The following is a 25,755-nucleotide window of genomic DNA, read 5'->3' on the forward strand; positions in this document are numbered from 1 at the left end:
CGCTACGCCGGCAGGCCCGTCGTGCCAGTCCGACCCGCCCCATGCCGGGGCAGGCGGACCAGAACCAACGACTTCAGGGCAGGCTGGTGGTGGTCACCGCCGACGGCGCGACCGTGCCCAGGCGCGACTTCAGCGACTGCGGCCGGCCACTCATCAATGCAGCATAGTACGTAGCGTTGGAAAGCACATTCTTCACATAGCCGCGCGTTTCATTGAACGGGATGGTCTCTGCAAAGATCGCGCCTTCCACCGGCCGCACCAGCGTGCTGCGCCAGGCCTTGGGGCGGCCCGGGCCGGCGTTGTAAGCGGCCGAGGCCAGCGTCCAGGAGCTGTCCAGGTCGGTCAGCACCATGTTCAGGTAGTTGGTGCCAAGCTGGATGTTGACGGTGGGGTCGGCCATCATCGACGGCGAAAAGTCGCTCATGCCGATCTTGCGCGCCACGTATTTCGCCGTCGCGGGCATCACCTGCATCAGGCCATGCGCCCCCGCCGACGAGCGCGCATTCATGATGAAGCGCGATTCCTGGCGGATCAGGCCGTACACCCATGCCATGTCGAGGCCAACCTCGTCGGTGGCGCGCTGCATGATGTCGCGGTACGGCATCAGGAAGCGCAGCGCGAAATCATGCTCGTTGCGGGTGCGGTCGGCCGAGTTGACGGTGCGGTCGAGCAGCTCCAGGCGGCGCGCATATTCGGCCGCGGCCAGCAGCTCGCGGTCGCTCATGTTGCGCAGTTCCCAGTTCCATTCGCGGTTGCCCTCGAAACGCAGGTTCATGGCGTAGAACTTCTGCGCGCGCTGAAAACCGGGGCGCGAGCGCATCGCCATGGCCTCGGCGTCGCTGACGGTGGTGCGCGGCGGCAGCGTAATGCGGTTGCCCAGTTCCTCGCTGGCCAGCTGGCCGTAGAAGTTGAACTGCCCGGCAATCTGCTGGAAGTTCTGCTGGGCCTCGGTGTCGCGGCCGTCGGCCTTGAGCGCGCGGCCGTACCAGTAGATCCAGGCGGGGTCCTTGGCGCGCAGCTCCGGACGCATCAGCTCGACCGCCTGGCGCACCTGCTTCCAGTCGCCCTGGCGCAGCGCGGCGCGCACGCGCCATTCCTGGGTGTCGTCGGACAGCCACTGGTTGCCGCCCAGGTCCATCTGGCGGCGGTAGTAGCCGGCCGCCTCGGGCAGCAGCTTCTTGGCCGCGAACTGGCCGATCACGCCCCAGGCCGCACCCTGCTCGTCGCGCGACAGCGCGCCCTGGGCCGTGGCCAGGTAGGCCGCCGCCTGCGACGGGTCGGAGCGCGCCATCTTGACGATGGTGGCAAGGGTATCGCCGTCCACGCGTGCGTCGGGCAGCAGCGCTGCGATCTTGCCGGCCAGCGTGAGGTAGTTCTGCTCCAGCGCCAGGCGCGCCTGGAAGGCCACGTCGCTGCGCTGGATCTGCTGGCTCTGGACCAGATAGCCGATCAGGTCGACGCAGCCTTCGCCGTAGTACCTGGGGTCGCTCAGCACGTTGCGCGCATCGGCGGCCACGTTCTGACCCTTGAGCGCACGCGACAGCAGCGCATAGCACTCGACCTGGGTATCGTCCTTGAGCGCGAACTGCGGGTATTCGACATCGAAATTGGCCCAGTCGCGCTTCTTGCCCAGCACCAGCAGCCAGTCATTGCGCATGCGGTCGGCAATCGCGTCGCCCTTGTAGCGCTGCAGGAACACGCGCACCTGGTCGTCAGGCGCATCGATGCGGGCCAGGCCGCTGGCGTCGAACAACTGCGGCTTGATGCGGAAGTACTCGACATAGGACGGCACCGGGTAATCGACCAGCGTGGCCGAGATCGCGTAGGCGCGTTCGACGTCGTTCTTGCGCGCGGCTTCGCGCAGCGCGGCGAAGGCCTCGTCGGGATCGCTGGGGATCACCGTCGAGGGCGCGCGCGTGACCGCCTGCGGGCGCTTTTGCGCGTGGACGGGCGTGACAAGCAATGCACATGCAAGCGCGATCCAGGCGGCCCGCCCTGCACGCTGCAGATATACTCCCTTCAGCATTCTTCTTCCTTGTCGATGACGGCGGCGCCCGCGCCTGCACCGTGTGCCGAAAACCGCGGCGCCGCCATCCGTGTTGGTTCGGACGAGGGCATTATCCCACGCCATGTCTTCCACTCCTGCGACTAGCTCCATCCCTGCCGACGACCGCCGCGCGCTGCGCGCGCAGCTGCTGGCACAGCGCGCGGACCTGCCCGCGCGCACCGTAGCCGATGCACGCATCGCCGCCGCGCTGTCCGAACTGCTGGCGGGCCTGGCGGTGCGCTGCCTGGGCTTCTACTGGCCGATCCAGCAGGAGTTCGACGCGCGCGTCGCGGTGGCGCAGTGGCTCGCCGCCGTGCCCGGCCGCCATGCCGCGCTGCCCTCGGTCAGCCGCCCCGGCACGCCGCTGGACTTCCACCTGTGGACGCCGGATACGCCCATGGCCACCGGCCACTACGGCATCCCGGTGCCCGACGGCACCGAGGCCGCGATGCCGGATGCGCTGCTCATTCCCTGTGTCGGTTTCAGCCCTGACAAGTTCCGCCTGGGCTACGGCGGCGGCTTCTACGACCGCACCCTGGCGGCGATGGCGCAGCGGCCGGTCGCCGTCGGCATCGGCTACGACGCCTGCCGCATTGCGCTGGCGGCGCAGCCGCACGACATCGCCATGGACTGGATCGTGACGGAGTCAGGCGCGTTCTAGCCCGGATCGGTCCCGGCGCCCTGCACCAGCTCGTCGACCAGCGCGCGCATGCAGCGCCAGTGCGAGCCTTCCCAGAACACCCGCAGGCAGCGGTCGCAGGTGACGAAGCTGCGATGGCGCGCCAGCACGCCGTCCGGCACGCGTCCGGCCGCACCGGCCGGATCCAGCGCGCGCAGCGGCGCATTGCAGTCCAGGCACAGCGAAAATGGCCGGGCGCTGCGCGCCAGGTCCAGCCGCGCGAAGATCTCGCGCACCTGCTGGCGCGACTTGAGCGCGCGCACATAGCAGCCGTGCGTGATGCCGCGGCGCTTGAGCAGCTCGCGGTCGCGCGTCAGCACGATGCGGCCCTCGTCGACCGCGATGCGCTCGATCTCGCTGTCTTCGAAATGGTTGTCGTAGAGCGTGTCGAAGCCGGTCATGCGCAGCAGATGGGCCAGCCCGCCCAGGTGGGCATCGGCGACGAAGCGCATCACCCGCAGCGGCTGCTCGCGTACCCGCAGCAGCGGCGACACGTCGATCCGCTCAAACTTGGGATAGACCGAGACCCGGTCGCCATCGCACAGCTGCCGCTCGAACCCGCAAGACTCGCCGTTGACCAGGATCAGCTCGACCTCGGTATGCGGCACGCCCAGCGCCTCGATCATATGCTTGACCGTGGCGGCGCGCGCGCACACGCACGGCAGGTCGCGCCGGCGCTGGTCCGGCGCGAGGAAGTCGTTCAGTTCCTCGTAGAAGCGGAAGGTGGCGGTGACCATGGAGGCGAGTATGGCACCGATCGGCCGTGTTAGTACGCTAACACCGTTGGCCCCGCTTGATGAGTTCCTGGTTAAACCGCCCCTCACCCCAACCCTCTCCCCGTGAGGGGAGAGGGAGAACACCTTGCTTGGGCTAGTTCGGGCTGCTTTGGAGCACCCCAAAACCGCTCACTTCTTCGCTGGCGTTCCTTACAGCTTCAGCCGCTGCCAGATCGCCTTGGTCGCGCCGGCCGCGTTGAGCGTGTAGAAATGCAGCCCCGGCACGCCCGCGGCGAGCAGGCGCTCGCACAGCGCGGTGACCACGTCCAGCCCGAAGGCGCGGATCGATTCGCGGTCGTCGCCGAAGCTCTCCAGCCGCTTGGCCACCCAGCGCGGCACTTCGGCGCCGCACATCTCGGAGAAGCGCATCAGCTGCGAGTAGTTGGTGATCGGCATGATGCCCGGCACGATCGGCACCTCCACGCCCTGCGCGCGCACGTCGTCGACGAAGCGGAAGTAGGCGTCGGCGTTGTAGAAGTACTGCGTGATCGCAGAGTCGGCACCGGCCTTGACCTTGCGCACGAAGTTGTCGAGGTCATGGCGCGGCGACTTCGCCTGCGGGTGGTACTCCGGGTACGCCGCGACTTCGATATTGAACCAGTCGCCGGTCTCGGCGCGGATGAACTCCACCAGCTCGTTGGCGTAGCGGAACTCGCCGATCTCGCCCATGCCCGAAGGCATGTCGCCGCGCAGCGCGACGATATGGCGGATGCCGCCTTCGCGGTATTGCTGCAGGATCGCGCGGATGCTCTCGCGCGACGAGCCCACGCACGACAGGTGCGGCGCGGCCTCGATGCCTTCGCGCTGGATTTCCAGCACGGCGTCGAGCGTGCCCTGCTGCGTGGTGCCGCCGGCGCCGAACGTCACCGAGATGTATTTGGGCTTGAGCGGGGCCAGCTGCGCGCGCGTGTTGCGCAGCTTCTCCGTGCCCTCCGCCGTCTTGGGCGGGAAGAATTCAAAGCTGAAGTAGCGGTCTTGCATGATGGTGGCGCGCCGCGTTGGCGCGGCGCGCAAATGGGGTCAGTCGTCGCGGTTGCCCAGCAGCAGGCTGGCCAGCAGCCACGAGATCACGCTGTAAAGGATGGAGCCCAGCAAGGCCGCCCAGAAGCCGCCGACGGTAAAGCCGGACAGCAGGTTGCCGACGAACAGAAACAGCAGCGCGTTGATGACGAAGATAAACAGCCCCAGCGTCAGCAGCGTGACCGGCAGCGTCAGGATCACCAGGATCGGACGGATCAGCGTATTGACCAGGCCCAGCACCAGCGCCGCCAGCATCGCCGAGCCGAAGCTCTTGATGTGGATCGACGGGATGATGTACGGCAACACGAACAGCGCGACGGCGTTGATGATCCAGACGACCAGTAGTCTCATGACGGTTCCTTGGTTGGTGTTTTCTCCCCTCTCCCATTTATGGGAGAGGGGAGCACGGCAAGCGCACAGGGCGAACCGCATCAATAACGGTAGTGATCCGCCTTGTACGGGCCCTCCTTCTTCACGCCGATGTAAGCGGCCTGCTGCTCGGTCAGCTCGGTCAGTTGCGCGTTCAGCTTGCGCAGCTGCAGGCGCGCGACCTTCTCGTCCAGGTGCTTGGGCAGCGTGTAGACGCCGACCGGGTACTTGCCGCTGTCGCGCTCCTGCCAGAGCTCGATCTGGGCGATGGTCTGGTTGGCGAACGAGCTGCTCATCACGTACGACGGGTGGCCGGTGGCGCAACCCAGGTTCACCAGGCGGCCCTTGGCCAGGATGATCAGCTTCTTGCCGTCGGGGAACTTGACATGGTCGACCTGCGGCTTGATCTCGTCCCACTCGTACTTCTCGATCGAGGCGATGTCGATCTCGTTGTCGAAGTGGCCGATATTGCAGACGATGGCCTGGTCCTTCATCTTGGCCATGTGCTCATGGGTGATGACGTGGTAGTTGCCGGTGCAGGTGACGAAGATGTCGCCATGCTCGGCGGCGTAGTCCATGGTGACCACGCGATAGCCTTCCATCGCGGCCTGCAGCGCGCAGATCGGGTCGATCTCGGTGACCCACACCTGCGCCGACAGCGCGCGCAGCGCCTGCGCGCTGCCCTTGCCCACGTCGCCATAGCCGGCGACCACGGCGATCTTGCCGGCGATCATCACGTCCGTGGCGCGCTTGATGCCATCCACCAGCGACTCGCGGCAGCCGTACAGGTTGTCGAACTTGCTCTTGGTGACCGAGTCGTTGACGTTGATCGCCGGGAAGCGCAGCTCGCCCTTTTGCGCCATCTGGTACAGGCGGTGCACGCCGGTGGTGGTTTCCTCGGTCACGCCGCGGATGGCTGCCAGGTTGCGGCTGTACCAGCTCGGGTCCCGGGCCAGCTTTTCCTTGATCGCGGCGAACAGGTAGGTTTCTTCCTCGCTGCCCGGGTTGGCGATGACCGCAGCATCCTTCTCGGCGCGCGCGCCCAGGTGCAGCAGCAGCGTGGCGTCGCCGCCGTCGTCGAGGATCATGTTCGGGGTGCCGCCGTCGGCCCAGTCGAAGATGCGGTGGGTGAAGTCCCAGTATTCCTTCAGCGATTCGCCCTTGAAGGCGAACACCGGCGTGCCGCCCGCGGCGATGGCGGCGGCGGCGTGGTCCTGCGTCGAGAAGATGTTGCACGAGGCCCAGCGCACGTCGGCGCCCAGTGCCTTGAGCGTCTCGATCAGCACGGCGGTCTGGATCGTCATGTGCAGCGAGCCGGCGATGCGCGCGCCCTTGAGCGGCTGCGCGGCGGCGAACTCGTCGCGGATCGCCATCAGGCCGGGCATCTCGGTCTCGGCAATGGCGATTTCCTTGCGGCCCCAGCCGGCCAGGTTGATGTCGGCGACGAGGTAGTCTTGCTTCAGGTCGGTCACGGCGTTCATGTTTCACTCCCGGTGAAGAGTGGCACGCAGTTGACGAGTACGGGGATCTGGCGGCCGGGCATGGCGCTCGGGCACATGCGAAGCACGCGGATAGGTCGACTCGCTTCCGTGCGGACCACGGATCAGCGAGCGCCGTTGAAGACAGTCCGAGCCTGGCGGATAGCTGGGGCGGCTGTGCCGCCGGCCGCGCGATGTGCTTCGCGGGCCTCCATCCGTTGCAACGCTCCTCGGAGTGGCGGTATTGTAGCGTGCCCGGCCGCCTTGCGCACCGGCCCTCCTTGATTTCCGCTCAGATGATTCCAACGCCACCCCGCACCCTGACCATCGCCGGCTCCGATTCCGGCGGCGGCGCCGGCATCCAGGCCGACCTGAAGACCTTTTCCGCGCTGGGCTGCTTCGGCATGAGCGCCATCACCGCGATCACCGCGCAGAACACGCTGGGCGTAACCGGCGTGCATGCGATCCCGGCCGACATGGTGGCCGCGCAGATCGACGCGGTGGCCGTCGATATCGGCGTGGACGCGGCCAAGACCGGCATGCTGGGCACCGCCGCCATCGTCGAGGCCGTGGCCGCTGCGGCGGACCGGCATGGCATCCGCAAGCTGGTGGTGGACCCGGTGATGATCTCGACCTCGGGCGCGACGCTGTCCGACGACGCCACCACGCAGGCCATGGTGCGGCTGCTGTTCCCGCGCGCGCTGCTGGTCACGCCCAACCTGCCCGAGGCCTCATACCTGCTGGGCCGCAGGATCGCGCGCCGCGCCGACATGGAACAGGCCGCCGCCGACCTGATCGCAATGGGCTGCCCGGCCGTGCTGCTCAAGGGCGGCCACCTGGAAGACGATGGCGCGGCCGGCATCGCCGGCGGGCTGGACGACATGCTGATGCTGAGGGACGGCACCGTGCGCGTATTTACGCACCCGCGCGTCGAGACCCGCAACCTGCACGGCACCGGCTGCACGCTGGCGGCGGCGATCGCCTCGCAGCTGGCGCGCGGCGATGCGCTGGAAGCGGCCGTCGGCGCCGCGCTGGACTACGTGGCGCAGGCCATCGCGGCCGGCGCAGGCTTGCGGCTGGGCGGCGGCAACGGCCCGCTGAATCACGCCTTTGCGCCGCGCCCACTGGGCTGAGCGGCGGCTCAGGCAGCGCTCAGTTGCCGCCGCTGGACAACGGCACCAGCTTGAATGCGGCGCGCGCCACGCACACGACGTTGCCGTCGGCATCCTTCACTTCCCCTTCGCAGAACGCAATGCGCGCGCCGCGGCGCAGGCAGCGCGCTTCCAGCGTCAGCTCGCCACGTGCGGCGGCCAGGAAATGGGTCGACATGTCGATGGTGATCACGCCGGTTTCCGTCGGCGCATGCGAGCGCGCGGCGCCGCTCAGGGTGAAATCCAGCGTCGCCATCAGCGTGCCGCCGTGCACGTCGCCGCGGCTGTTCACCAGCTGCGGGTGCGCCGGCAGGCGCGTGCGGCAGTAGCCCTCTTCGATCAGCTCCGGCTGCAGGCCGAAATACCGCATCAGCGGCACGTCGATGCCGAAATAGGGCTTTTCAGGCGTGCCGGGGGCGGCGGGAATGATTTCAGGGAGCTGGGTCGACATGGTGCGCGATGCTGGATGGATGGCGGGGAATGCTGCCCATCATCATAGCGGCGGGGTCCGCTTCGATTCCCGCGGCTGGGCGAATGTCGCACAAATCTTGGCGACGCGATGCGCGTCGCCAGGTACGGCTCGCTCCCCTCTCCCGCTTGCGGGATAGGGGAGCAAACCACCGGCTCAGAAGGCCTGCTGCATCGCGATCCGCTGTCGCAATCCCGCGGCCCGCTGTGCCGCCAGCGCCTCCGACAGCAACGGGCACAGCTCACTGTCCTCCAGCCGCCGAAACCCCATCGAGGCATAGAACGGCGCATTCCACGGCAAATGCGCGAACGTGGTCAGGTTCAGCGTTCGCAGGCCGCTCGCGCGCGCCCAACCCTGCACGGTCCCGACCAGCGCCCGGCCGATGCCGCGCCGCCCATGGTCCGGATGCACGTCCATTTCATCGAGATAGCCGCATGCGCCATTGCGGCTGGCCAGTGCAAAGCCGGCGACTTCGCCGCCATGCTCGGCCACCCACAGGCGCCTATCGCGCTGCGCCGCGGCCAGCGCCGAATGCGGCGTGCTGACCAGGCGCAGCAGCGCGGGCAGGTCGTTCTCCGGAAACAGCGCCGCCGCGGCCAATTCGATATCGGGCAGCCGCGGCAGGTCATGCACCGCCGCCAGGCGGATGCGCGGGGCCGCCATGGCGCGCTCAGGCGGGCGGGAACAGGCTGACGAGATGTGCCACCGCAGCCGGCACGTCATCAGCCTCGGTAACGGCACGCACCACGGCGGCGCTGCCTACGCCAACGGCCAGCACTTCGCGCATATTGGTGGCGTTGACGCCGCCAATGCCGACCAGCGACGGGATCACCGGCTGCATCAGCTTCGCATACGCGCGGAAGCGGCCCATGCCTTGCGGCTGGGTCGGCATCACCTTGGTCGTGGTCGGGAAGATCGCGCCCAGCGCCAGGTAGCTCGGGCGGATCGCGGCCACGCGCAGCATCTCGGCGTAACCGTGCGTGGAAACGCCCAGGCGCAGGCCGGACGCCCGGATCGCGTCGAGGTCGGCGTCGTCGAGGTCTTCCTGGCCAAGGTGGATGCCGTAGATGCCGCTTTGCGGGCCATTGGCGGCGTGGTAGTCGAGCGCCGCCTGCCAGTGGTCATTGATGAACAGGCGCGACGATGAACCTTGCATGGCTTTCGCCGCGCGCGCGATCCCCGCGCACACCGCGGCGGGATCGTCGGACTTGAAGCGCAGTTGCACCGTCGGCACGTTCAGCGGCGCCAGGCGCTCGATCCATTCGGCGTTCGGCACGACCACGTACAGGCCCAGCGCGGGGCACGGCGCGAATGGCTCGACGGCCTGCTCCGGCGCCACCAGCGCGGCATGGCGCACGCGCGGGAAGCGCGCGAAATCGGATGGCCAATCGGCCGAACCTGGCTCCCAGGCTCGCGCCAGGGCCAATGCGTCATGCGCGGGGAAATGCAGCGACAAGCTCGCCAGCAGCACCGCCACAAAGGCGGGCGAATGCGGCTGGTCATTGTCCGCGGCAACCGAGAACACCCAGGTGCCCATTGGCGAGCGCACCGTGTCGATCCACTGGCCGCCTTCGCGGTCGGTCTCGATCAGCGTGGCGCCGCTGGCGGCGACGCGCGCGATGACTTCTTCGGTGGCTTCGCCGTCGGACAGCAGCACGTCGTGGGCACCGGGCTGCGCCGGCGCGTCTTGCAGGCGCCAGGCCTGCCACGGCTTGTCGTCGACGCCGAAGGTATCGCCATAGTGTTCCAGCACCGCCTGGCGCAGCGGGCCGTCGCTGGGGGCGTGCACGGGGCGGCGGGTCATGCGCGCTGCTCCGTGTCGGCGTGCCAGAACGGCATGCCGACCACCGGGGTGCTGGCCTGCGCGACTTCGCGCTCGGGCATCGGCCCGGCCAGGTAGGCGGTGCGGCCCGCGGCCACGGCCTGCGCGAAGGCGCGCGCCATGTCGACCGGGTAGGCAGCCTGCGCCACCGCGGTATTGAGCAGCACGCCGTCATAGCCCCACTCCAGCACCTGCGCCGCATGCGACGGCAGGCCCAGGCCGGCATCGACGATCAGCGGCGTATCGGGCAGGCGCTCGCGCAGCACGCGCATCGCGTGCGGATTGACCGCGCCGCGGCCGGTGCCGATCGGCGCGGCCCACGGCATCAGCGCCTGGCAGCCGACGTCGAGCAGGCGGCGGCACAGCACCAGGTCCTCGGTGCAGTACGGCAGCACCTTGAAGCCCTCCTTGATCAGGGTATCCGCCACGGCCGGCAGGTTGAGCGTATCGGGCTGCAGGGTGTAGTCGTCGCCAATCAGCTCGAGCTTGATCCACGGCGTCTCGAACACCTCGCGCGCCATCATCGCGGTGGTGATGACTTCCTGCGCGGTGAAGCAGCCGGCGGTGTTGGGCAGCACCGGCACGTTCAGCGCCTTGAGCATCTGCCAGAACGCCTGGCCGCCCTCGCCATCGCCCACCGCGCCCTGGCGGCGCAGCGCGACCGTGATCATGGCCGGGGTGGACGCCTGCACGGCCGCTTCCAGCGTGGCCGGCGACGGATAGCGCGCGGTGCCCAGCAGCAGGCGCGAGCCGAACGACTCGCCATACAGCACGAACGGGTCGCGCAGGGTTGCGGAAGGTTCGAAGGTCATGGGTCAGCCTCCCGTCACGGGTTGCACGAGGTCGATGCGGTCGCCGGCCGCAAGAGGGGTGTTGGCGTGCGCGGCGCGCGGCACGAACTGGCCGTTGACCGCCGCGGCAAAGGGGGGCGCGATCTGCGCCGCGCTCACCGCGTCCGCCAGCGTGGCGGATTCGGCAAGGGCGAGCGGTCGGCCGTTGAGCAGGATATCCATGTCAGTCTTGCATTAATGCAGCGTGCCGGAGCGCGCGCCAATGGTGGGCGCGGGCGCTTCGGTCACCGCTTCGATCATACCGGGCCAGCGCAGCGCGGCGGGCACGGCATGCGCGGCGGGATCGCCCTTGAGCAGCGCGCCCACCACCGCGCACGCCGCCTCGGTCACCGCCGGGGCGATCAGGAAGCCGTGGCGGTACAGGCCGTTCACGCGCACCACGCGCGCGCGCTGGTCCACGCGGATCGCCGGCAGGTGGTCAGGCCGCGTAGGGCGGCGCTGCACGTTCAGTTCCAGCACGCGCGCCTCGCCGAAGGCCGGATGCAGCGAATGGGCCGCCGACAGCAGCTCCAGCGCGGAGCGCACGCTCATCGGCGAATCGTCCTCGCTTTCCAGCTCGGTCGCGCCGATCACATACAGGTCGTTGGGCTTGGGCGCGATATAGATCGGATAGCGCGGATGCAGCAGGCGCACCGGGCGGTGCAGCTTGACGTCGGGCGCATGCACGCGCACCACTTCGCCGCGCAGGCCACGCAGGCCGGGCTGACTGCCGCCCGGCTGCGCCGGCCACGCGCTGCGTGCGCCCAGGCCGCGGCAGTCCAGCACCACGTCGGCGTGGATGCCAAGCTGCGACAGCGAGCCGGCATCGACCTCGCCCGCCTCCCAGACGCAATGCACGCCTTCGCTGACCGCGCACGACAGCAGCGCGCGCAACGCGCCGCGGTTGTCGAGCTGGCCTTCGCCGGCCAGCAGCAGTCCTTGCGGAAAGCGGCCCGCCAGCGCCGGCTCGACCTCGCCCACGCCCTTGCCGTCGAGCGCGCGCAGCCGTTGCGCCACCAGCTCCGGCGGCGCCACCGCGCGCATGCGGCTGGTGAACAGCGACATCTCGGCGCGGTCGCGCGCATGCCAGACCACCAGCGTGCCGTCTTCCTGGAAGAAAACCGGCTCCGGCAACTCGGCCAGCCAGGCGCGCCACAGGTCGACACTGGCGATGCCGAGGTCGACGATGCGGCGCTCGGCGATGGCCGACTCGGCCAGCGGCGCCAGCATGGCCGCGGCCACGTAGGCGGCCGAGCCCGCGCCGTCCGGGCCGGCCCGCTCCACCAGCGCCACGCGGGCGCCGCCGCGGACCAGCAACCAGGCGGCCAGGCGACCGGCAAGGCCGGCCCCGAGGATGGCGACGTCAAACGACTGCACTGCTGTCATGAGGGTGTTGTGCCGGGCGCGCCATGCGGCCGCGTCCGGCCTCCTTGTTATCGGTGCCGCCGCGCGGGGCGCTGCGCGGCGGCGGATCTTGCGCGGGCATGGCTTGCGAGGCCATGCCCGTCCTGCCGTGACTTCAGCAGATTTCGGCCACTGCGTTACGAGTAGATCTTGCTGCCCTTCTTCAGGAACTCGATCGACTTTTCTTCCATGCCCTGCTGCGCTTCCTTGGGCAGCGATGCGGCGTAGTCGCGCACTTCCTGCGTGATCTTCATCGAGCAGAACTTCGGCCCGCACATCGAGCAGAAGTGGGCGATCTTGGCGCCTTCGGCCGGCAGCGTGGCATCGTGGTACGAACGCGCGCGCTCCGGGTCCAGGCCGAGGTTGAACTGGTCTTCCCAGCGGAACTCGAAGCGTGCCTTGGACAGCGCGTTGTCGCGCAGCTGCGCGCCCGGCCAGCCCTTGGCAAGATCCGCGGCGTGCGCGGCGATCTTGTAGGTGATGATGCCTTCGCGCACGTCTTCCTTGTCCGGCAGGCCCAGGTGCTCCTTGGGCGTGACGTAGCACAGCATGGCCGTGCCCATCCAGCCGATATTGGCCGCACCGATGCCGCTGGTGATGTGGTCGTAGCCGGGGGCGATGTCGGTCACCAGCGGTCCCAGGGTGTAGAACGGCGCCTCGTAGCAATGCTTGAGTTCTTCGTCCATGTTGGCCTGGATGCGCTGCAGCGGCACATGGCCCGGGCCTTCGATCATCACCTGCACGTCGTGCTTCCACGCCTTGGCGGTGAGCTCGCCCAGCGTGCGCAGCTCGCCGAACTGGGCCTCGTCGTTGGAGTCGGCGATGCAGCCCGGACGCAGGCCGTCGCCGAGGCTGAACGACACGTCGTAGGCCTTCATGATCTCGCAGATCTCGTCGAAGTGCGTGTACAGGAAGTTTTCCTTGTGGTGCGCCAGGCACCACTTGGCCATGATCGAACCGCCGCGCGAGACGATGCCGGTGACGCGGTCGGCGGTCAGCGGCACGTAGCGCAGCAGCACGCCGGCGTGGATGGTGAAGTAGTCCACGCCCTGCTCGGCCTGCTCGATCAGCGTGTCGCGGAACATCTCCCAGGTCAGGTCCTCGGCGATGCCGCCGGTCTTGTCCAGCGCCTGGTAGATCGGCACCGTGCCGATGGGTACCGGCGAGTTGCGCAGGATCCATTCACGGGTTTCATGGATGTGCTTGCCGGTCGACAGGTCCATGATGGTGTCGGCGCCCCAGCGGATCGACCACACCATCTTTTCCACTTCCTCGGCCAGCGACGAGGTCACGGCGGAGTTGCCGAGGTTGCCGTTGATCTTGACGCGGAAATTGCGCCCGATCGCCATCGGCTCCAGTTCGGTGTGGTTGATGTTGGCGGGGATGATTGCGCGGCCCGAGGCGATTTCCTGGCGCACGAATTCCGGCGTGATGTCTTCCGGACGCAGCGGCAGGCCGGCGCCCAGCGCGTTGCCGGGGTGCTGGCGCAGCAGCGCCTTGTATTCGGGCTTGTCGTACAGCGCCTGCAGGTTGAGCGACTCGCGCAGCGCCACGTATTCCATTTCCGGCGTGATGATGCCCTTGCGCGCATAGTGCATCTGCGACACGTTGGCACCGGCCTTGGCACGACGCGGGTTGGTCAGCTGGGCAAAGCGCAGGTGCGCGGTGGCCGGGTCGTTGGCACGGTCGCGGCCGTATTCCGACGACAGACCGGACAGCACTTCGGTGTCGCCGCGCTCGTCGATCCACTTGGCGCGCAGCGCCGGCAGGCCGGCCTTCAGGTCGATATGCACGTCCGGGTCGCTGTACGGGCCCGAGGTGTCGTACACCGGGATCGGCGGGTTGGGCATGTCGCCCTTTTCCGTGCGCGTGGAAGTCTGCAGGATCGTGCGCAGCGGCACGCGGATATCCGGGCGGCTGCCGGTCAGGTAGGTCTTGCTGGAAGCCGGGTAGGCGAATTTCTGGTCGAGATCGCTCTCGAGCGATTCGAAGGAAGCAGCGGGGGCAGTACGGGCCATGGGTGTCGTCCTCTCTCTCTTGCGGGGTGGACGAAACCAGGAGCCCTGTGAGCGCTGCCCGGCGGCGTGGTGGCCTGGGCGGCGAGTCCCGGAGGGACCAGAGGCTTGGTCTTGCTGAAACTTCCCACGCCGGTACTAACCGGATCGGGTTCGAAGGGACTCTCTCAGCCGCACGGCCCATCCGTACGGCACCCCTGTTTCATCCAACGGGGTGAATTTAAGCACAGAGCCCCGGTGGGCGCCAGTGCCAGTTCCCTGTCGTTTGTGGTGCCACACCTGTGCGCAGAGGTATCGAATCGCGCATGGTGCACCGCAAAACCGCCCTTAAGCGGCCAACCATGCACTCAAACGCGTGTCAGGTGCTCTACCATGCAAAGCACAGGACAAGCATCGAACCGATCCAGGAGACCACCCGAAATGACCGACGCCGCCACGCACCGTGTCTTCAACCAGGTGCCGGAGCTTGCGCACTACAACCTCTTCGGCTGCGATCCCATCGTCCGCGCCGCGCTGGAGCGGTTTGGCGGTGGCTGGCATGCCGAGGCGCTGGGGCAGTTCGGCGCGCGGCTGGGCGAGCCTGAAGTGCAGCAATGGGCCGCCGACGCCAACCGCCATACGCCCGAGCTGCATACGCACAGCCGCACCGGCGAGCGCATCGATGCCGTGGAATTCCACCCGAGCTGGCACGCCCTGCTGTCGCTGCTGCGCAGCCAGCAATTGCAGGCCCTGCCCTTCGCGCAGCCGCGCGCGGGCGCGTGGAGCGCGCGCACCGCGGGCTACTTCCTGCAGGCGCAGGTTGAGTCGGGCTCGCTGTGCCCGACCACCATGACCTTCGCCAGCATTCCGGTGCTGCGCAAGGAAGCCGCACTGTTCGCCGAGCTGGAGCCGCGCCTGTATGCGAGCGAACATGATGCGCGCGACCTGCCCTGGCGCGACAAAACCGCGATCATGATCGGCATGGGCATGACCGAGAAGCAAGGCGGCTCCGACGTGCGCGCCAACACCACCGTGGCGCGCGCTGTGCGTGGCGAAGGCCGTGGCGCCGAATACGCGCTGACCGGGCACAAGTGGTTCTTCTCCGCGCCGATGTGCGACGCGCACCTGGTGGTCGCGCGCATGGGGGCAGAAGACGGTCCGCTGTCGTGCTTCTTCGTGCCGCGCTTTCGCGACGATGGCAGCCGCAACGCGGTGCAGATCCAGCGGCTCAAGGACAAGCTCGGCAACCGCTCCAACGCCAGCAGCGAAGTCGAGTTCCGCGACGCCACCGGCATCCTGATCGGCGAGGAAGGCCGCGGCATCCCGACCATCATCGAGATGGCGACCAGCACGCGCCTGGACTGCGTGATCGGCAGCGCCGCGATCCTGCGCGCGGCCTACGTGCAGGCCCAGCATCACACGCGCCACCGCAGCGCCTTCGGCCGCCTGCTGTGCGACCAGCCGCTGATGCGCAACGTGCTGGCGGACCTGGCGCTGGAATCCGAAGCCGCCACGCTGCTGATGATGGAGCTGGGCCACGCCTTCGCGCAGGCCGAGGGCGACAACCCCGACCCGCTCGCCACTGCATGGAAACGCGTGGTCACGCCCGCGGCCAAGTTCTGGGTGTGCAAGCGCACGCTCGAGGCCACCGGCGAAGCGATGGAAGTCTGGGGCGGCAACGGCTATGTCGAAGAGGGGCCGATGGCGCGGCTGTACCGCGAGGCGCCGGTCAATTCGATCTGGGAAGGCTCGGGCAACATCATGTGCCTGGACGTGCTGCGCGCGCTCCAGCGCAATCCCGACGACGGCGCGCGCCTGCTGCAGGAACTGTCGCGCCGCGCCGGCGGCCACCCCGCGGTGCGCGCCGAACTGGCCTCGCTGCAGGCGATGCTGCGCGAGAACCCCGACCAGCTCGAAGCCAATGCGCGCCGCTTTGCCCAGGGCCTGGTGCTGACCGCGCAGGCGGCGCTGATGCTGGCGCATGCCGACCCCGAGAACGCGGAGCTGTTCGTCGCCAGCCGACTCGGGCGCCAGCACGGGCGCGTGTTCGGCACGCTGGATGCGGATGCCGGCGCGCTCGGGCGGGTGGCGTCGCGCGGCTTCGAGGGCTAGGCCTCCATCGACTCCAGCACCCGCAGCATCACCCGCGGCGCATAGCGGATCAGGTCGTGCGCGCGCTCGCCGATCATGATTGCGGGCGCATTGGTGTTGCCGCCGATCAGCGTGGGCATCACCGAGGCATCGACCACGCGCAGGCCTTCGACGCCGCGCACGCGCAGCTGCGGGTCGACCACCGCCATCGCATCCATGCCCATGCGGCAGGTGCCGACCGGGTGGTAGATGGTGTCGGCACGCTCGCGGATCAGCTCGCGCACGGCGGCATCGTCGCTGCCATCCGCGCGCAGTCCGGCTGTATAGAGCTCGCGCCCGCCGAAGCAAGCCAGCTGCGGCTGCGCCAGGATGCTGCGCACGATGCGCACGCCGGCCACCAGGTCGTCGAGGTCGCGCGCGTCGCTGAGGTAGTTCGGATCGATCAGCGGCGCGCGCCGGATATCGGCCGAGGCCAGGCGGACCTCGCCGCGGCTGCGCGGGCGCAGCAGGCAGACATGGCAGGAATAGCCATGGCCGAGATTCAGCTTGCGCATATGGTCGTCAGCCAGGCCGACCACGAAATGCAGCTGCAGGTCGGGCTCGGGCAGCGCCGGGTGGCTGCGCACGAAGCCGCCGGCCTCGGCGAAGTTGCTCGACATCATGCCGGCGCGCTCGCGCCGGTAGCGCAGCATTTCGGACAGTAGCCTGGCGACGCCACCGAACGACACGCCGAACAGCTCGGGCACCGCGGTGCGCTTGTGCAGCACCACGTCCAGATGGTCTTGCAGGTTGGCGCCCACGCCGGGGAGGTCATGGACCACGCCGATGCCGTGCTCGCGCAGGTGCGCGGCGGGCCCGACCCCCGAGACCATCAGCAGCTGCGGCGAGCCGAACGTGCCCGCGCACACGATCACGTCGCGACGCGCGCGCAGCAGCTGCTGGCGGCCGTCACGCTGTACCAGCACCCCGGCGGCGTGACGGCCTTCGAACACGATGCGCAGGGCCTGCGTGTCGGTCAGCACGTGCAGCCGCGAACGGCCGCCATTGCAGGCGCGGTCGCGCGGGTTGCCGCCATGCAGGTACGCACGCGCGGCATTCCAGCGTTCGCCCGCGTGCTGCGTGACCTGGTACCAGCCGATGCCCTCCTGCTCTTCGCCATTGAAATCGTCGTTGCGCGGATAGCCGGCCTGCTGCGCGGCCTCGATGAAGCGCTCCGCGAACGGGTTGGGCGTGCGCAGGTCGCTGACATGCAGCGGGCCGTTGCCGCCGTGCAGCGGATCGTCGTCGCTGCCCGCCAGACGCTCGTTGCATTCGGCGCGGCGGAAGTATGGCAGCACATCGTCCCAGGACCAGCCATCGCAGCCGGCGTCGGCCCAGGCATCGTAGTCCGCGGGCCGGCCGCGCGTGTAGATCATGGCGTTGACCGACGAGCAGCCGCCCAGCCCGCGCCCGCGCGGCTGGTAGCCGCGGCGGCCGTTCAGGCCCGGCTGCGGCACGGTGTGGAAGCCGTAGTTGCGCGACCCCGCGCGCGGCAGCAGCGCCGCCAGGCCCGCGGGTGTGCGCACCAGCACATGGTGGTCGTGGTGCCCGGCCTCGACCAGCGCGATGGTGTCGTCGCCGCTGTCGGCCAGGCGCCCCGCCAGCGCACAGCCCGCCGAGCCCGCGCCGACGATGACGTAGTCATAGGTGGTTTCCATCTGTCTCCCCGCGAGTCCGCAGGCGGCGCGCATGCATGAGCCGGGCTGCGCCGGCGCGCGCGCCCTGTCCGTCCAGCGGATGGCAAGCCGTGAGATTCAGTGTAGGCGCTGGCTGCGCTGGCTCAAGGCCGGAGCGGGGCTGCGGCAACCAAAGGCACGGGCGCGACGGACGGGCGTTTGAATCGGCATTCTGGTGGCACGCTTCCATTGTCTTGGCCGGCGCGCTGCCTTATCTTGCGCGATGGTGCGCCAATGTGCGCAAATCCAGGAGCGCAGCCATGCGAGAAATCCCCGACCTGTCGTCCGTCTTCGGCGCGATGCATGCCGCCTCGCGGCGCGACCAGCTGCCCGCCTGGACCGTGCGCGCCGATCGCCTGCAGCGCCTGCGGCGCCTGGTGACCGAAAACCAGGCCGAAATTGCCGCGGCAATCCACGCCGACTTCACCAATCGTCCCCGCCAGGAAACCGCGCTGCTGGAGGTTTTCCCCAGCTTGGCCGGCATCGACGATGCCCTGCGCCACGGCAAGCGCTGGATGCGCGTGCGGCGCGCGCCCACCGGGTTCTGGTTCCGTCCCGGACGCTCACGCCTGGTGCCGCAGCCGCTCGGCGTGGTGGGCATCGTGGTGCCCTGGAACTATCCGCTGTACCTGACCGTAGGCCCGCTCGCCGGCGCACTGGCGGCAGGCAATCGCGCCATGGTCAAGCTGTCGGAATACACGCCGCGTTTCGCGGCGCTGTTCGCGCAACTGGTGCCGCAGCACTTCGCACCGGACGAGATCGTGGTGATCAACGGCGATGCCGAAGTGGCCAGCGCCTTCACCGCGCTGCCGTTCGACCATCTGCTGTTCACGGGCTCGACCGCGGTGGGCCACCATGTGATGCGCGCGGCGGCCGCGAACCTGACGCCGGTGACGCTGGAGCTGGGTGGCAAGTCCCCCGCCATCATCGGCGCCGGGGCAGACCTGGAGCGCGCGGTGGAGCGCATCCTGGTGGGCAAGCTGATGAACGCGGGGCAGACCTGCATCGCGCCGGATTACGTGCTGGTGCCGGAAGACCTGCGCGGGCCACTGGTGGAGGCGGCGCGCCGCTGCGTCGGCCGGCTCTATCCCGACCTCGCGCGCAACCCCGACTACACCAGCATCATCAGCCCGCGGCATTTCGCGCGGCTGGCAGGGCTGGTCGACGAGGCCGCGGCCCAGGGCGCAACCGTGGTGCCGCTGTCCGACGCGCAGCCGGATGCGCAGGGGCGGCGCTTGCCGCCGGTGCTGCTGCTGGACGTGCCCGAGGGCGTGACCGCCCTGCGCGAGGAGATCTTCGGGCCGGTGCTGCCGGTGGTCACCTACCGCACCCTCGACGAGGCGGTGGACTATATCAACGCGCGTCCGCGCCCGCTGGCGCTATACGTGTTCGAGCGCGACCGCGGCGCCATCGGCCATGTGATGAAGCAGACCGTCGCCGGCGGCGTTACCGTGAACGACACCCTGTTCCATATCGCCCAGGACGGCCTGCCGTTCGGCGGCGTCGGCGCCAGCGGCATGGGCGCGTATCACGGGCAGGCGGGCTTCGACACCTTCTCGAAGGTGAAGCCGGTGTTCCACCAGGCCAGCCTGAATGGCGCCGGCCTGCTCAAGCCGCCTTACGGCAAGACCTTCGACACCATGCTGCGCCTGCTGCTGCGTTAGGCTTTGGCCGGCGCCGCGCTCACGACACCAGCATCGGCCGTCCGAGCATGCGCGACAGCACTGCCTCCGGCGAATGGGTGTGGTCCGAAATCGCCTGCGGCGCCAGGTAGATGGTCTGCTCCATCATCGCGCGCCCGCGCATGGCGGCGTGCAGCAGCTGGTCGCTGAAGACGATCCAGGTGGCACCCGGCGGGAAGTGGAATTCCTGCTGGGGCACGTTGGCCTGGTAGTCCAGGTCGGCCTTGGCCAGGTCATGCAGCTGCAGCATGCGGTGGTCGTATTCGGAGCGGCGGCGCTTGGTGATATGCAGCAGCTTCATCAGTGCCGCCTGCCCCGGCCACATGCCGTGGGTCCTGGGCACGAACTTCTGCGCAAAGTCGCCGAACGGCTCGCCCACGCGCCACACGCGCGGCGCGGCCGGGTCGATGTTGTGGAACACGCGCAACAGGCGCTTGCCCAGCATCGGGTTGGACGGGAACGAATCGACGTGCAGGCGGGTGTCGTCCTTGCGCCAGCTGACCGGGCGCCCGGCGATCTCGCTGGGCCGCAGCGAGGTGCCGGCGCGCGTCATGTGGGGGCTGTATTCCGGGAACAGCGTGCGGATCAGCGACTCGCTGCTGTCGGCGTAGCGGCGGATCAGCGTGTAGAGGTCGGCCAGGTCCTGCTCGGTGCCCTGCGCGCCGCGCACCGCGGTGTCGCCGGCGCGCAGGTTGATGTTCTTGGACTTGCCGTCGGAATAGCGGGCGTCGAGGAAGCGCTCTTCGCCCGGCTGGAACTGGAACTTCAGGTTGGGGAAGTAGAGCACCGCGCCCTGCTCCAGTTCGCGGCGCAGCGTGGCGCGATCTTCGGTGCTGACCTCGGGCGCCCACTCCGTATAGGGCTGCGGACGGATCAGGTCGAGCTGGCCGGCGGCAGACGGCCGGGCGGCGGGCGACGGGGCAAGGACAGGCGCTTCGGACATGGCATCCTCTGGGAACGGTTACCCTTGTTCGGGGGTGGCCGCCGCGACGGCGGCTGGGGATGGCGGGATTTTACTCCGTGCGCCGGGCGTGGCGCCGGCGGCACGCGGCAGCCGGACCAGCATCAAACCCGCGTTAAAAAAACCCCGCGGGCCCTTGCGGACCGGCGGGGCTTGCCGTCAGGACGGCTGACGCGGGCGGCGGCGCTTACAGGCCGGCCGCGGCGCGCAGCGCAGCCGCCTTGTCGGTGGCTTCCCACGAGAATTCCGGCTCTTCGCGGCCGAAGTGGCCATAGGCCGCAGTCTTCTCGTAGATCGGACGCAGCAGGTCCAGCATCTGCACGATGCCCTTCGGGCGCAGGTCGAAATGCTCCTGCACCAGCTCCGCGATCTTGGCGTCCGGAATCTTGCCGGTGCCTTCGGTGTAGACCGTCACGTTGATCGGCCGCGCCACGCCGATGGCGTAGCTGACCTGCACCTGGCACTGCCGCGCCAGGCCCGCGGCCACCACGTTCTTGGCCACGTAGCGCGCCGCGTAGGCGGCCGAGCGGTCGACCTTGGACGGGTCCTTGCCCGAGAACGCGCCGCCGCCGTGCGGCGAGGCGCCGCCGTAGGTGTCGACGATGATCTTGCGCCCGGTCAGGCCGCAGTCGCCCTGCGGCCCGCCGATCACGAAGCGCCCGGTCGGGTTCACCAGGTACTTGGTTTCCTTGAGCATCTCGGCCGGCAGCACCGGCTTGATGATCTCCTCGATCACGGCCTCGCGGATCTGCGCCTGGGTGATGTCGGGCGAATGCTGGGTCGACAGCACCACGGTGTCCACGCTGTGCGGCTTGCCGTCGACATAGCGCACCGTGACCTGCGACTTGGCGTCCGGGCGCAGCCAGGGCAGGCGGCCGTCGCGGCGCAGCAGCGACTGGCGCTCGACCAGGCGGTGCGCGTAGTAGATCGGGAACGGCATCAGTTCCGGGGTTTCGTCGCAGGCGTAGCCGAACATCAGGCCCTGGTCGCCGGCACCCTGGTTCAGGTAATCGTCCGAGGCCCGGTCGACGCCCTGGGCGATATCCGGCGACTGCTTGTCATAGGCCACCAGCACGGCGCAGCCCTTGTAGTCGATGCCGTAATCGGTGTTGTCGTACCCGATGCGCTTGATGGTGTCGCGCGCGATCTGGATATAGTCGACGTTGGCGGTCGTGGTGATTTCCCCGGCGAGCACCACCAGACCGGTGTTGCAAAGCGTCTCAGCTGCCACACGCGCATACTTGTCCTGCGCCAGGATGGCGTCCAGGACGGCGTCGGAAATCTGGTCGGCGACCTTGTCGGGATGGCCTTCGGAGACGGATTCCGAAGTAAAAAGGAAGTCGTTTGCCACGAACTTATTCTCCAGGTTGGCTATTGCGTGCCAGCCTGTTCGGTTCATGGCGGCGACGCTTTAGCGGTATTTCAGGCAGCCCGGTTAGAGCCGCATCGCCCCGCAAGTTGTCAGTTAACTCGGCGATACACGCTATTATACGCGCCTGCAGGCGTCGTTGCAGCGCCACAGGCGTGCGGTACGACACCTTGCCGGCATGCCGGACCAACGCCTGCCTGCCCGTCTATCCCGGCACAGACCCGGCGGCGGACTTGCCTGGACCCTTCTTCCACGCCTGATGACTTTTTTATTCTGGCTGATCTCCCGTTTTCCGCTGCGGCTGCTGCAGGCCGCCGGCGGCGCGCTGGGCCTGCTGATCGCCCGTCTGCCGGGCCGCTATGGCCAGCGCCTGCGGGAAAACTTCAGGCTCGCCTTCCCCGACGCCACCGAGGCGATGATCGACGAGGCCGCCCGCTCGGCCGGGCGCATGATCATCGAGATGCCCTACTTCTGGAGCCGCCGCAGGATCGGCGCGAAGCTGTTCGGCTTCGACGACCACCTGTGGCCTGAGCTGGCTGCCCTGCAGGCACGCGGCAAGGGCATCATCATCCTGACCCCGCACCTGGGCTGCTTCGAGGTGCTGCCGCAATCCCACGCCCTGCACCGCCCGGTGACCGCGCTGTTCAAGCCGCCGCACCAGCCGTGGCTGCGCGACTGGATCGAGAAGATGCGCACCCGGCCCAACATGCACATGGCGCCAGCCACGCCGCGCGGCGTGCGCATGCTGGTGAAGGCGCTCAAGCGCGGCCAGGCGGTGGGCATCCTGCCCGACCAGGTGCCCAGCGGCGGCGAAGGCAACTGGGCGCCGTTCTTCGGCAAGCCCGCCTACACCATGGCGCTGGTGCACCGGCTGCAGCAGCTGACCGGCGCGCCGGTGGTGGCGATCTTCGCCGAGCGGCTGCCGCGCGGCGCCGGCTACCGCGGCCATCTGCGCGTGATCGAGGAAGGCGGCATGCTGCCGGACGATCCGGCCGACGCCGCCGCGGTCATCAACCGCACCATCGAGGAACTGGTGCGCCTGTGCCCGACGCAATACCTGTGGGGCTACAACCGCTACAAGCAACCCGCCGGCGCGGGCACTCCCGGCACCCCGGACACGCCGGCTACCGAGGGCACGGATTCCGAGCCGGCGACGGATCGATCGATTTCATGAGCCGTGTGTTCACGTGGCTCGGCATTGGCCTGCTGACCGTGCTGGGCAAACTGCCCTACCCCTTCGTCGCGCGCTTCGGCGAGGCGCTGGGCAGCCTGCTGTACCGGATCCCCAGCGAGCGGCGCAAGGTGGTGCAGGCCAACCTTCGCCTGTGCTTCCCGGACCGCACCGAGGCCGAGATCGACGCGCTGTCGCGCCAGAGCTTCCGCCTGCTGTTCCGCAGCTTTGCCGAGCGCGGCATCTTCTGGACCGGCAGCGAGGCGCAGATGCGCCGCTGGGTGCAGATCGACGATCAGGCCGGCCTGGTCGCACTCGACGGCACGCCGCACATCCTGGTGACGCTGCACCTGGCGGGCGTCGAAGCCGGCGCGATCCGGCTCACCATCCACCTGCGCGAGCATGTCGGCCGCTCCGGCGCATCGCTCTACACGAAGCAGAAGAACGCGCTGTTCGACGGCTTTCTCAAGCAGGCGCGCGGGCGCTTCGGCGCCAACATGATCTCGCGCAACGACAGCGCGCGCGACATCCTGCGCTGCCTGAAGAAGGGCGAGGCACTGCAGCTGATCGCCGACATGGACTTCGGCGAGCGCGACTCGGAATTCGTGCCGTTCTTCGGCGTGCAGGCGCTGACGCTGACCTCGGTCTCGCGGCTGGCGCGCCTGACCGGCGCCAGCGTGGTGCCGATCTACACCGAGATGCTGCCCGACTACCAGGGCTATGTGCTGCGCGTGCTGCCGGCGTGGGGGCACTACCCGGGCGCCAGCGTGACCGACGACACGCGTCGCATGAATGCCTTCTTCGAGGACTGCATCCGCCCGCGCGTGCCTGAGTACTATTGGGTCCACAAGCGCTTCAAGCACCGCCTGCCGGGCGAGCCCGAGATTTACTGAGCGCTACTGAGCGCGCCGGCACGTCCGGCGCCGCGCCGCTACAATCCCCACCATGAAACTCAAGTTCACCAAGATGCATGGCGCGGGCAACGACTTTGTCGTGCTCGATGGCATCCACCAGCAGATCGACCTGACCCCGGCCCAGTGGCGCGCGCTGGCCAGCCGGCATTTCGGCGTGGGCGCGGACCAGATCCTGATCGTCGAGAAGCCGACGCGCCCGGACGTCGATTTCCGCTACCGCATCGTCAATGCCGATGGCAGCGAGGTCGAGCACTGCGGCAATGGCGCGCGCTGCTTCGTGCGCTTTGTCACCGAGCAGGGCATGACCGACAAGCGTTCGGTGCGCGTCGAGGTGATGAACGGCGTGATCACGCTGACGCTGCAGGACGATGGCCAGGTCACGGTCGACATGGGCGCGCCCGAGCTGGAACCGGCGCGCGTGCCGTTCCTCGCCCAGGGCCTGCCGACGCGTGCCGAGGGCGTCGACACGCTGTACGGCCTCGAGGTCAACGGCCGCACCGAATGGATCTCGGCGGTGTCGATGGGCAACCCGCACGCGGTGCAGGTGGTGGACGATGTCGAGAACTTTCCGGTGCTGCAGGACGGCCCGGTGATCGAGCACCACCCGGCCTTCCCCAACCGCGTCAACGCCGGCTTCATGCAGGTCGAGGACCGCCACGCCATCCGCCTGCGCGTCTTCGAGCGCGGTGCCGGCGAAACCCTGGCCTGCGGCACCGGCGCCTGCGCGGCGGCGGTGGCCGGCATCCGGCGCGGCCTGCTGGATTCGCCGGTGCGGGTCCACACCCATGGCGGCGAGCTGACCATTGCCTGGGACGGCGACGCCGAACCGGTGCGCATGACCGGCCCGGCCACCACTGTGTTCGAAGGCAGCATTGACCTGGCGGCCCTGCCGGCCTGACCATAGGGGCTGCGCGCCCCTTTTTCCCTCCCCTGCAGCGCAGTCCCCGGGGCGCCCGATTCCCTGATCCCGCAGATCATCGCGAATGGAGCGCCCATGCCGCTGGACGATTTCCGCATCACCTCGGGCAAGCGATTCCGCCTTGCCGACTTCGACCCGGGCAGCAAGCCGCTGTCATGCGGCAAGAAAGAGGAAGACCTGGCCCGCATCATCGAGTTGAGCAACGCCCTCGACGCGCAGCAGGACATCTTCTATGCCGAGCACCGCCGCAAGCTGCTGGTGGTGCTCCAGGGCATGGATACCAGCGGCAAGGACGGCACCGTGCGCGGCGTGTTCCGCAGCTTCGATCCGCTGGGCATCCGCGTGGTGGGCTTCAAGGCGCCATCGCCCGAGGAGCTGGCGCGCGATTTCCTGTGGCGCATCCACCTGCAGGTGCCGAAGTCGGGCGAGATCGTGGTGTTCAATCGCAGCCACTACGAAGACGTGCTGATCACGCGCGTGCACGACTGGATCGACGCCGCCGAATGCGAACGGCGCTACCGCCAGATCCGCGAATTCGAGTCGATGCTGACCGAAACCGGCACCACCATCGTCAAGTGCTTCCTGCATATTTCGCGCGACGAGCAGAAGTCGCGGCTCGAGGCGCGCCTGGCGGATCCCGAGAAGCACTGGAAGTTCGACACCCAGGACCTTGTCGAGCGCAAGCACTGGAAGGCCTACATGGATGCCTACGAGGCGGCCATCATGGCGACCAGCACGCCCGACTGCCCCTGGTACGTGGTGCCGGCCGATTCCAAGACGCACCGCAACCTGATGGTGGCCGAGATCATCACCAAGGTCTTCGAGGACCTGAAGCCGGCTTATCCGCCGGCGCGTCCGGAACTGGCCAAGATCAAGGTCGACTGAGCCGGCGCG

The 25,755-nt window shown here is 68.7% G+C and carries 23 protein-coding genes and 2 riboswitches; of the genes, 8 read left to right on the forward strand and 15 right to left on the reverse strand.

Annotated features, from left to right (window positions below; all coding sequences use genetic code 11):
* Nucleotides 1-73: 73 nt before the first annotated feature.
* Nucleotides 74-2,026, reverse strand: a complete 1,953-nt coding sequence (locus U9J39_RS27995; protein WP_115707872.1) for a lytic transglycosylase domain-containing protein — start codon at nucleotides 2,024-2,026, stop codon at nucleotides 74-76.
* A 103-nt stretch (nucleotides 2,027-2,129) separates the two neighbouring features.
* Between U9J39_RS27995 and U9J39_RS28000 the strand changes: the two genes are divergently transcribed.
* Nucleotides 2,130-2,708 carry a 5-formyltetrahydrofolate cyclo-ligase gene (locus U9J39_RS28000; protein ID WP_115707870.1) on the forward strand — a complete coding sequence of 193 codons (579 nt, stop codon included), beginning with the start codon at nucleotides 2,130-2,132 and terminating at the stop codon, nucleotides 2,706-2,708.
* On the opposite strand, the gene U9J39_RS28005 is transcribed toward U9J39_RS28000, so the two are convergent.
* The 4 genes from U9J39_RS28005 to ahcY form a co-directional block, all read right to left on the reverse strand.
* On the reverse strand, nucleotides 2,705-3,463 hold the full coding sequence (locus U9J39_RS28005) for a Mut7-C RNAse domain-containing protein (protein WP_115707868.1): 759 nt from the start codon (nucleotides 3,461-3,463) through the stop codon (nucleotides 2,705-2,707). The two genes, U9J39_RS28000 and U9J39_RS28005, sit on opposite strands and share 4 nt — an antisense overlap.
* Nucleotides 3,464-3,652: 189 nt before the next feature.
* On the reverse strand, nucleotides 3,653-4,483 hold the full coding sequence (metF, locus tag U9J39_RS28010; protein ID WP_115711511.1) for a methylenetetrahydrofolate reductase [NAD(P)H]: 831 nt from the start codon (nucleotides 4,481-4,483) through the stop codon (nucleotides 3,653-3,655).
* 39 nt (nucleotides 4,484-4,522) lie between these two features.
* Nucleotides 4,523-4,873, reverse strand: a complete 351-nt coding sequence (locus U9J39_RS28015) for a phage holin family protein (RefSeq protein WP_012351530.1) — start codon at nucleotides 4,871-4,873, stop codon at nucleotides 4,523-4,525.
* A gap of 80 nt (nucleotides 4,874-4,953) precedes the next feature.
* Nucleotides 4,954-6,372, reverse strand: a complete 1,419-nt coding sequence (ahcY, locus tag U9J39_RS28020) for an adenosylhomocysteinase (protein ID WP_018004682.1) — start codon at nucleotides 6,370-6,372, stop codon at nucleotides 4,954-4,956.
* A gap of 120 nt (nucleotides 6,373-6,492) precedes the next feature.
* Nucleotides 6,493-6,607, reverse strand: a riboswitch (S-adenosyl-L-homocysteine riboswitch).
* A gap of 58 nt (nucleotides 6,608-6,665) precedes the next feature.
* Here ahcY and thiD point away from each other — a divergent pair.
* A complete protein-coding gene (gene thiD / locus U9J39_RS28025) occupies nucleotides 6,666-7,502 on the forward strand; it encodes a bifunctional hydroxymethylpyrimidine kinase/phosphomethylpyrimidine kinase (protein ID WP_172581710.1) in 837 nt (278 codons plus the stop codon).
* 19 nt (nucleotides 7,503-7,521) lie between these two features.
* On the opposite strand, the gene U9J39_RS28030 is transcribed toward thiD, so the two are convergent.
* From U9J39_RS28030 to thiC, 7 genes are all read right to left on the reverse strand, one after another.
* On the reverse strand, nucleotides 7,522-7,971 hold the full coding sequence (locus tag U9J39_RS28030; protein WP_115707864.1) for a PaaI family thioesterase: 450 nt from the start codon (nucleotides 7,969-7,971) through the stop codon (nucleotides 7,522-7,524).
* Between the two features lie 174 nt (nucleotides 7,972-8,145).
* Nucleotides 8,146-8,652, reverse strand: a complete 507-nt coding sequence (locus U9J39_RS28035) for a GNAT family N-acetyltransferase (RefSeq protein WP_115707863.1) — start codon at nucleotides 8,650-8,652, stop codon at nucleotides 8,146-8,148.
* Between the two features lie 7 nt (nucleotides 8,653-8,659).
* Nucleotides 8,660-9,793, reverse strand: coding sequence for a thiamine phosphate synthase (locus U9J39_RS28040; RefSeq protein WP_326348674.1), 1,134 nt, complete (start codon nucleotides 9,791-9,793; stop codon nucleotides 8,660-8,662).
* A complete protein-coding gene (locus U9J39_RS28045) occupies nucleotides 9,790-10,623 on the reverse strand; it encodes a thiazole synthase (RefSeq protein ID WP_115679184.1) in 834 nt (277 codons plus the stop codon). The genes U9J39_RS28040 and U9J39_RS28045 overlap by 4 nt, the downstream gene beginning before the upstream one ends.
* A 3-nt stretch (nucleotides 10,624-10,626) precedes the next feature.
* Nucleotides 10,627-10,824, reverse strand: coding sequence for a sulfur carrier protein ThiS (thiS, locus tag U9J39_RS28050; RefSeq protein ID WP_012351522.1), 198 nt, complete (start codon nucleotides 10,822-10,824; stop codon nucleotides 10,627-10,629).
* Between the two features lie 12 nt (nucleotides 10,825-10,836).
* Entirely contained in the window at nucleotides 10,837-12,027 is a 1,191-nt protein-coding gene (locus U9J39_RS28055; protein ID WP_115707859.1) for an FAD-dependent oxidoreductase, read from the reverse strand.
* Nucleotides 12,028-12,182: 155 nt separating this feature from the next.
* Complete coding sequence (gene thiC, locus U9J39_RS28060; RefSeq protein ID WP_116312059.1) at nucleotides 12,183-14,063, reverse strand: phosphomethylpyrimidine synthase ThiC; 1,881 nt, start codon at nucleotides 14,061-14,063, stop codon at nucleotides 12,183-12,185.
* Between the two features lie 104 nt (nucleotides 14,064-14,167).
* Nucleotides 14,168-14,269, reverse strand: a riboswitch (TPP riboswitch).
* A 211-nt stretch (nucleotides 14,270-14,480) separates the two neighbouring features.
* On the opposite strand from thiC, the gene U9J39_RS28065 reads away from it, so the two are divergent.
* Nucleotides 14,481-16,151: an acyl-CoA dehydrogenase family protein gene (locus U9J39_RS28065; protein WP_326348675.1), complete on the forward strand. Its 1,671-nt coding sequence runs from the start codon at nucleotides 14,481-14,483 to the stop codon at nucleotides 16,149-16,151.
* On the opposite strand, the gene U9J39_RS28070 is transcribed toward U9J39_RS28065, so the two are convergent.
* Nucleotides 16,148-17,827: a GMC family oxidoreductase gene (locus U9J39_RS28070; protein WP_115707853.1), complete on the reverse strand. Its 1,680-nt coding sequence runs from the start codon at nucleotides 17,825-17,827 to the stop codon at nucleotides 16,148-16,150. The two genes, U9J39_RS28065 and U9J39_RS28070, sit on opposite strands and share 4 nt — an antisense overlap.
* A 278-nt stretch (nucleotides 17,828-18,105) precedes the next feature.
* Between U9J39_RS28070 and U9J39_RS28075 the strand changes: the two genes are divergently transcribed.
* A complete protein-coding gene (locus U9J39_RS28075) occupies nucleotides 18,106-19,509 on the forward strand; it encodes a coniferyl aldehyde dehydrogenase (RefSeq protein WP_326348676.1) in 1,404 nt (467 codons plus the stop codon).
* Nucleotides 19,510-19,528: 19 nt separating this feature from the next.
* On the opposite strand, the gene U9J39_RS28080 is transcribed toward U9J39_RS28075, so the two are convergent.
* Nucleotides 19,529-20,470, reverse strand: a complete 942-nt coding sequence (locus tag U9J39_RS28080; protein ID WP_326348677.1) for a Kdo hydroxylase family protein — start codon at nucleotides 20,468-20,470, stop codon at nucleotides 19,529-19,531.
* A gap of 205 nt (nucleotides 20,471-20,675) precedes the next feature.
* Complete coding sequence (gene metK / locus U9J39_RS28085) at nucleotides 20,676-21,839, reverse strand: methionine adenosyltransferase (RefSeq protein ID WP_115679177.1); 1,164 nt, start codon at nucleotides 21,837-21,839, stop codon at nucleotides 20,676-20,678.
* 277 nt (nucleotides 21,840-22,116) lie between these two features.
* On the opposite strand from metK, the gene U9J39_RS28090 reads away from it, so the two are divergent.
* The 4 genes from U9J39_RS28090 to U9J39_RS28105 all read left to right on the forward strand — a co-directional run bounded on the left by U9J39_RS28090 (nucleotide 22,117) and on the right by U9J39_RS28105 (nucleotide 25,746).
* Complete coding sequence (locus U9J39_RS28090; protein ID WP_326348678.1) at nucleotides 22,117-23,031, forward strand: lysophospholipid acyltransferase family protein; 915 nt, start codon at nucleotides 22,117-22,119, stop codon at nucleotides 23,029-23,031.
* Entirely contained in the window at nucleotides 23,028-23,921 is an 894-nt protein-coding gene (locus tag U9J39_RS28095) for a lipid A biosynthesis lauroyl acyltransferase (protein WP_326348679.1), read from the forward strand. Before U9J39_RS28090 ends, U9J39_RS28095 begins: the two co-directional genes overlap by 4 nt.
* A 52-nt stretch (nucleotides 23,922-23,973) precedes the next feature.
* The gene (dapF, locus tag U9J39_RS28100; protein WP_326348680.1) at nucleotides 23,974-24,840 is read left to right on the forward strand and encodes a diaminopimelate epimerase; all 867 of its coding nucleotides are present in this window, start codon (nucleotides 23,974-23,976) and stop codon (nucleotides 24,838-24,840) included.
* A 96-nt stretch (nucleotides 24,841-24,936) separates the two neighbouring features.
* The gene (locus U9J39_RS28105; protein WP_115707843.1) at nucleotides 24,937-25,746 is read left to right on the forward strand and encodes a polyphosphate kinase 2 family protein; all 810 of its coding nucleotides are present in this window, start codon (nucleotides 24,937-24,939) and stop codon (nucleotides 25,744-25,746) included.
* The last annotated feature ends 9 nt before the right edge of the window (nucleotides 25,747-25,755 follow it).

It is taken from the genome of Cupriavidus sp. SS-3 (assembly GCF_035818815.1).
In the GTDB taxonomy this organism is placed as follows: Bacteria; Pseudomonadota; Gammaproteobacteria; order Burkholderiales; family Burkholderiaceae; genus Cupriavidus; species Cupriavidus taiwanensis_C.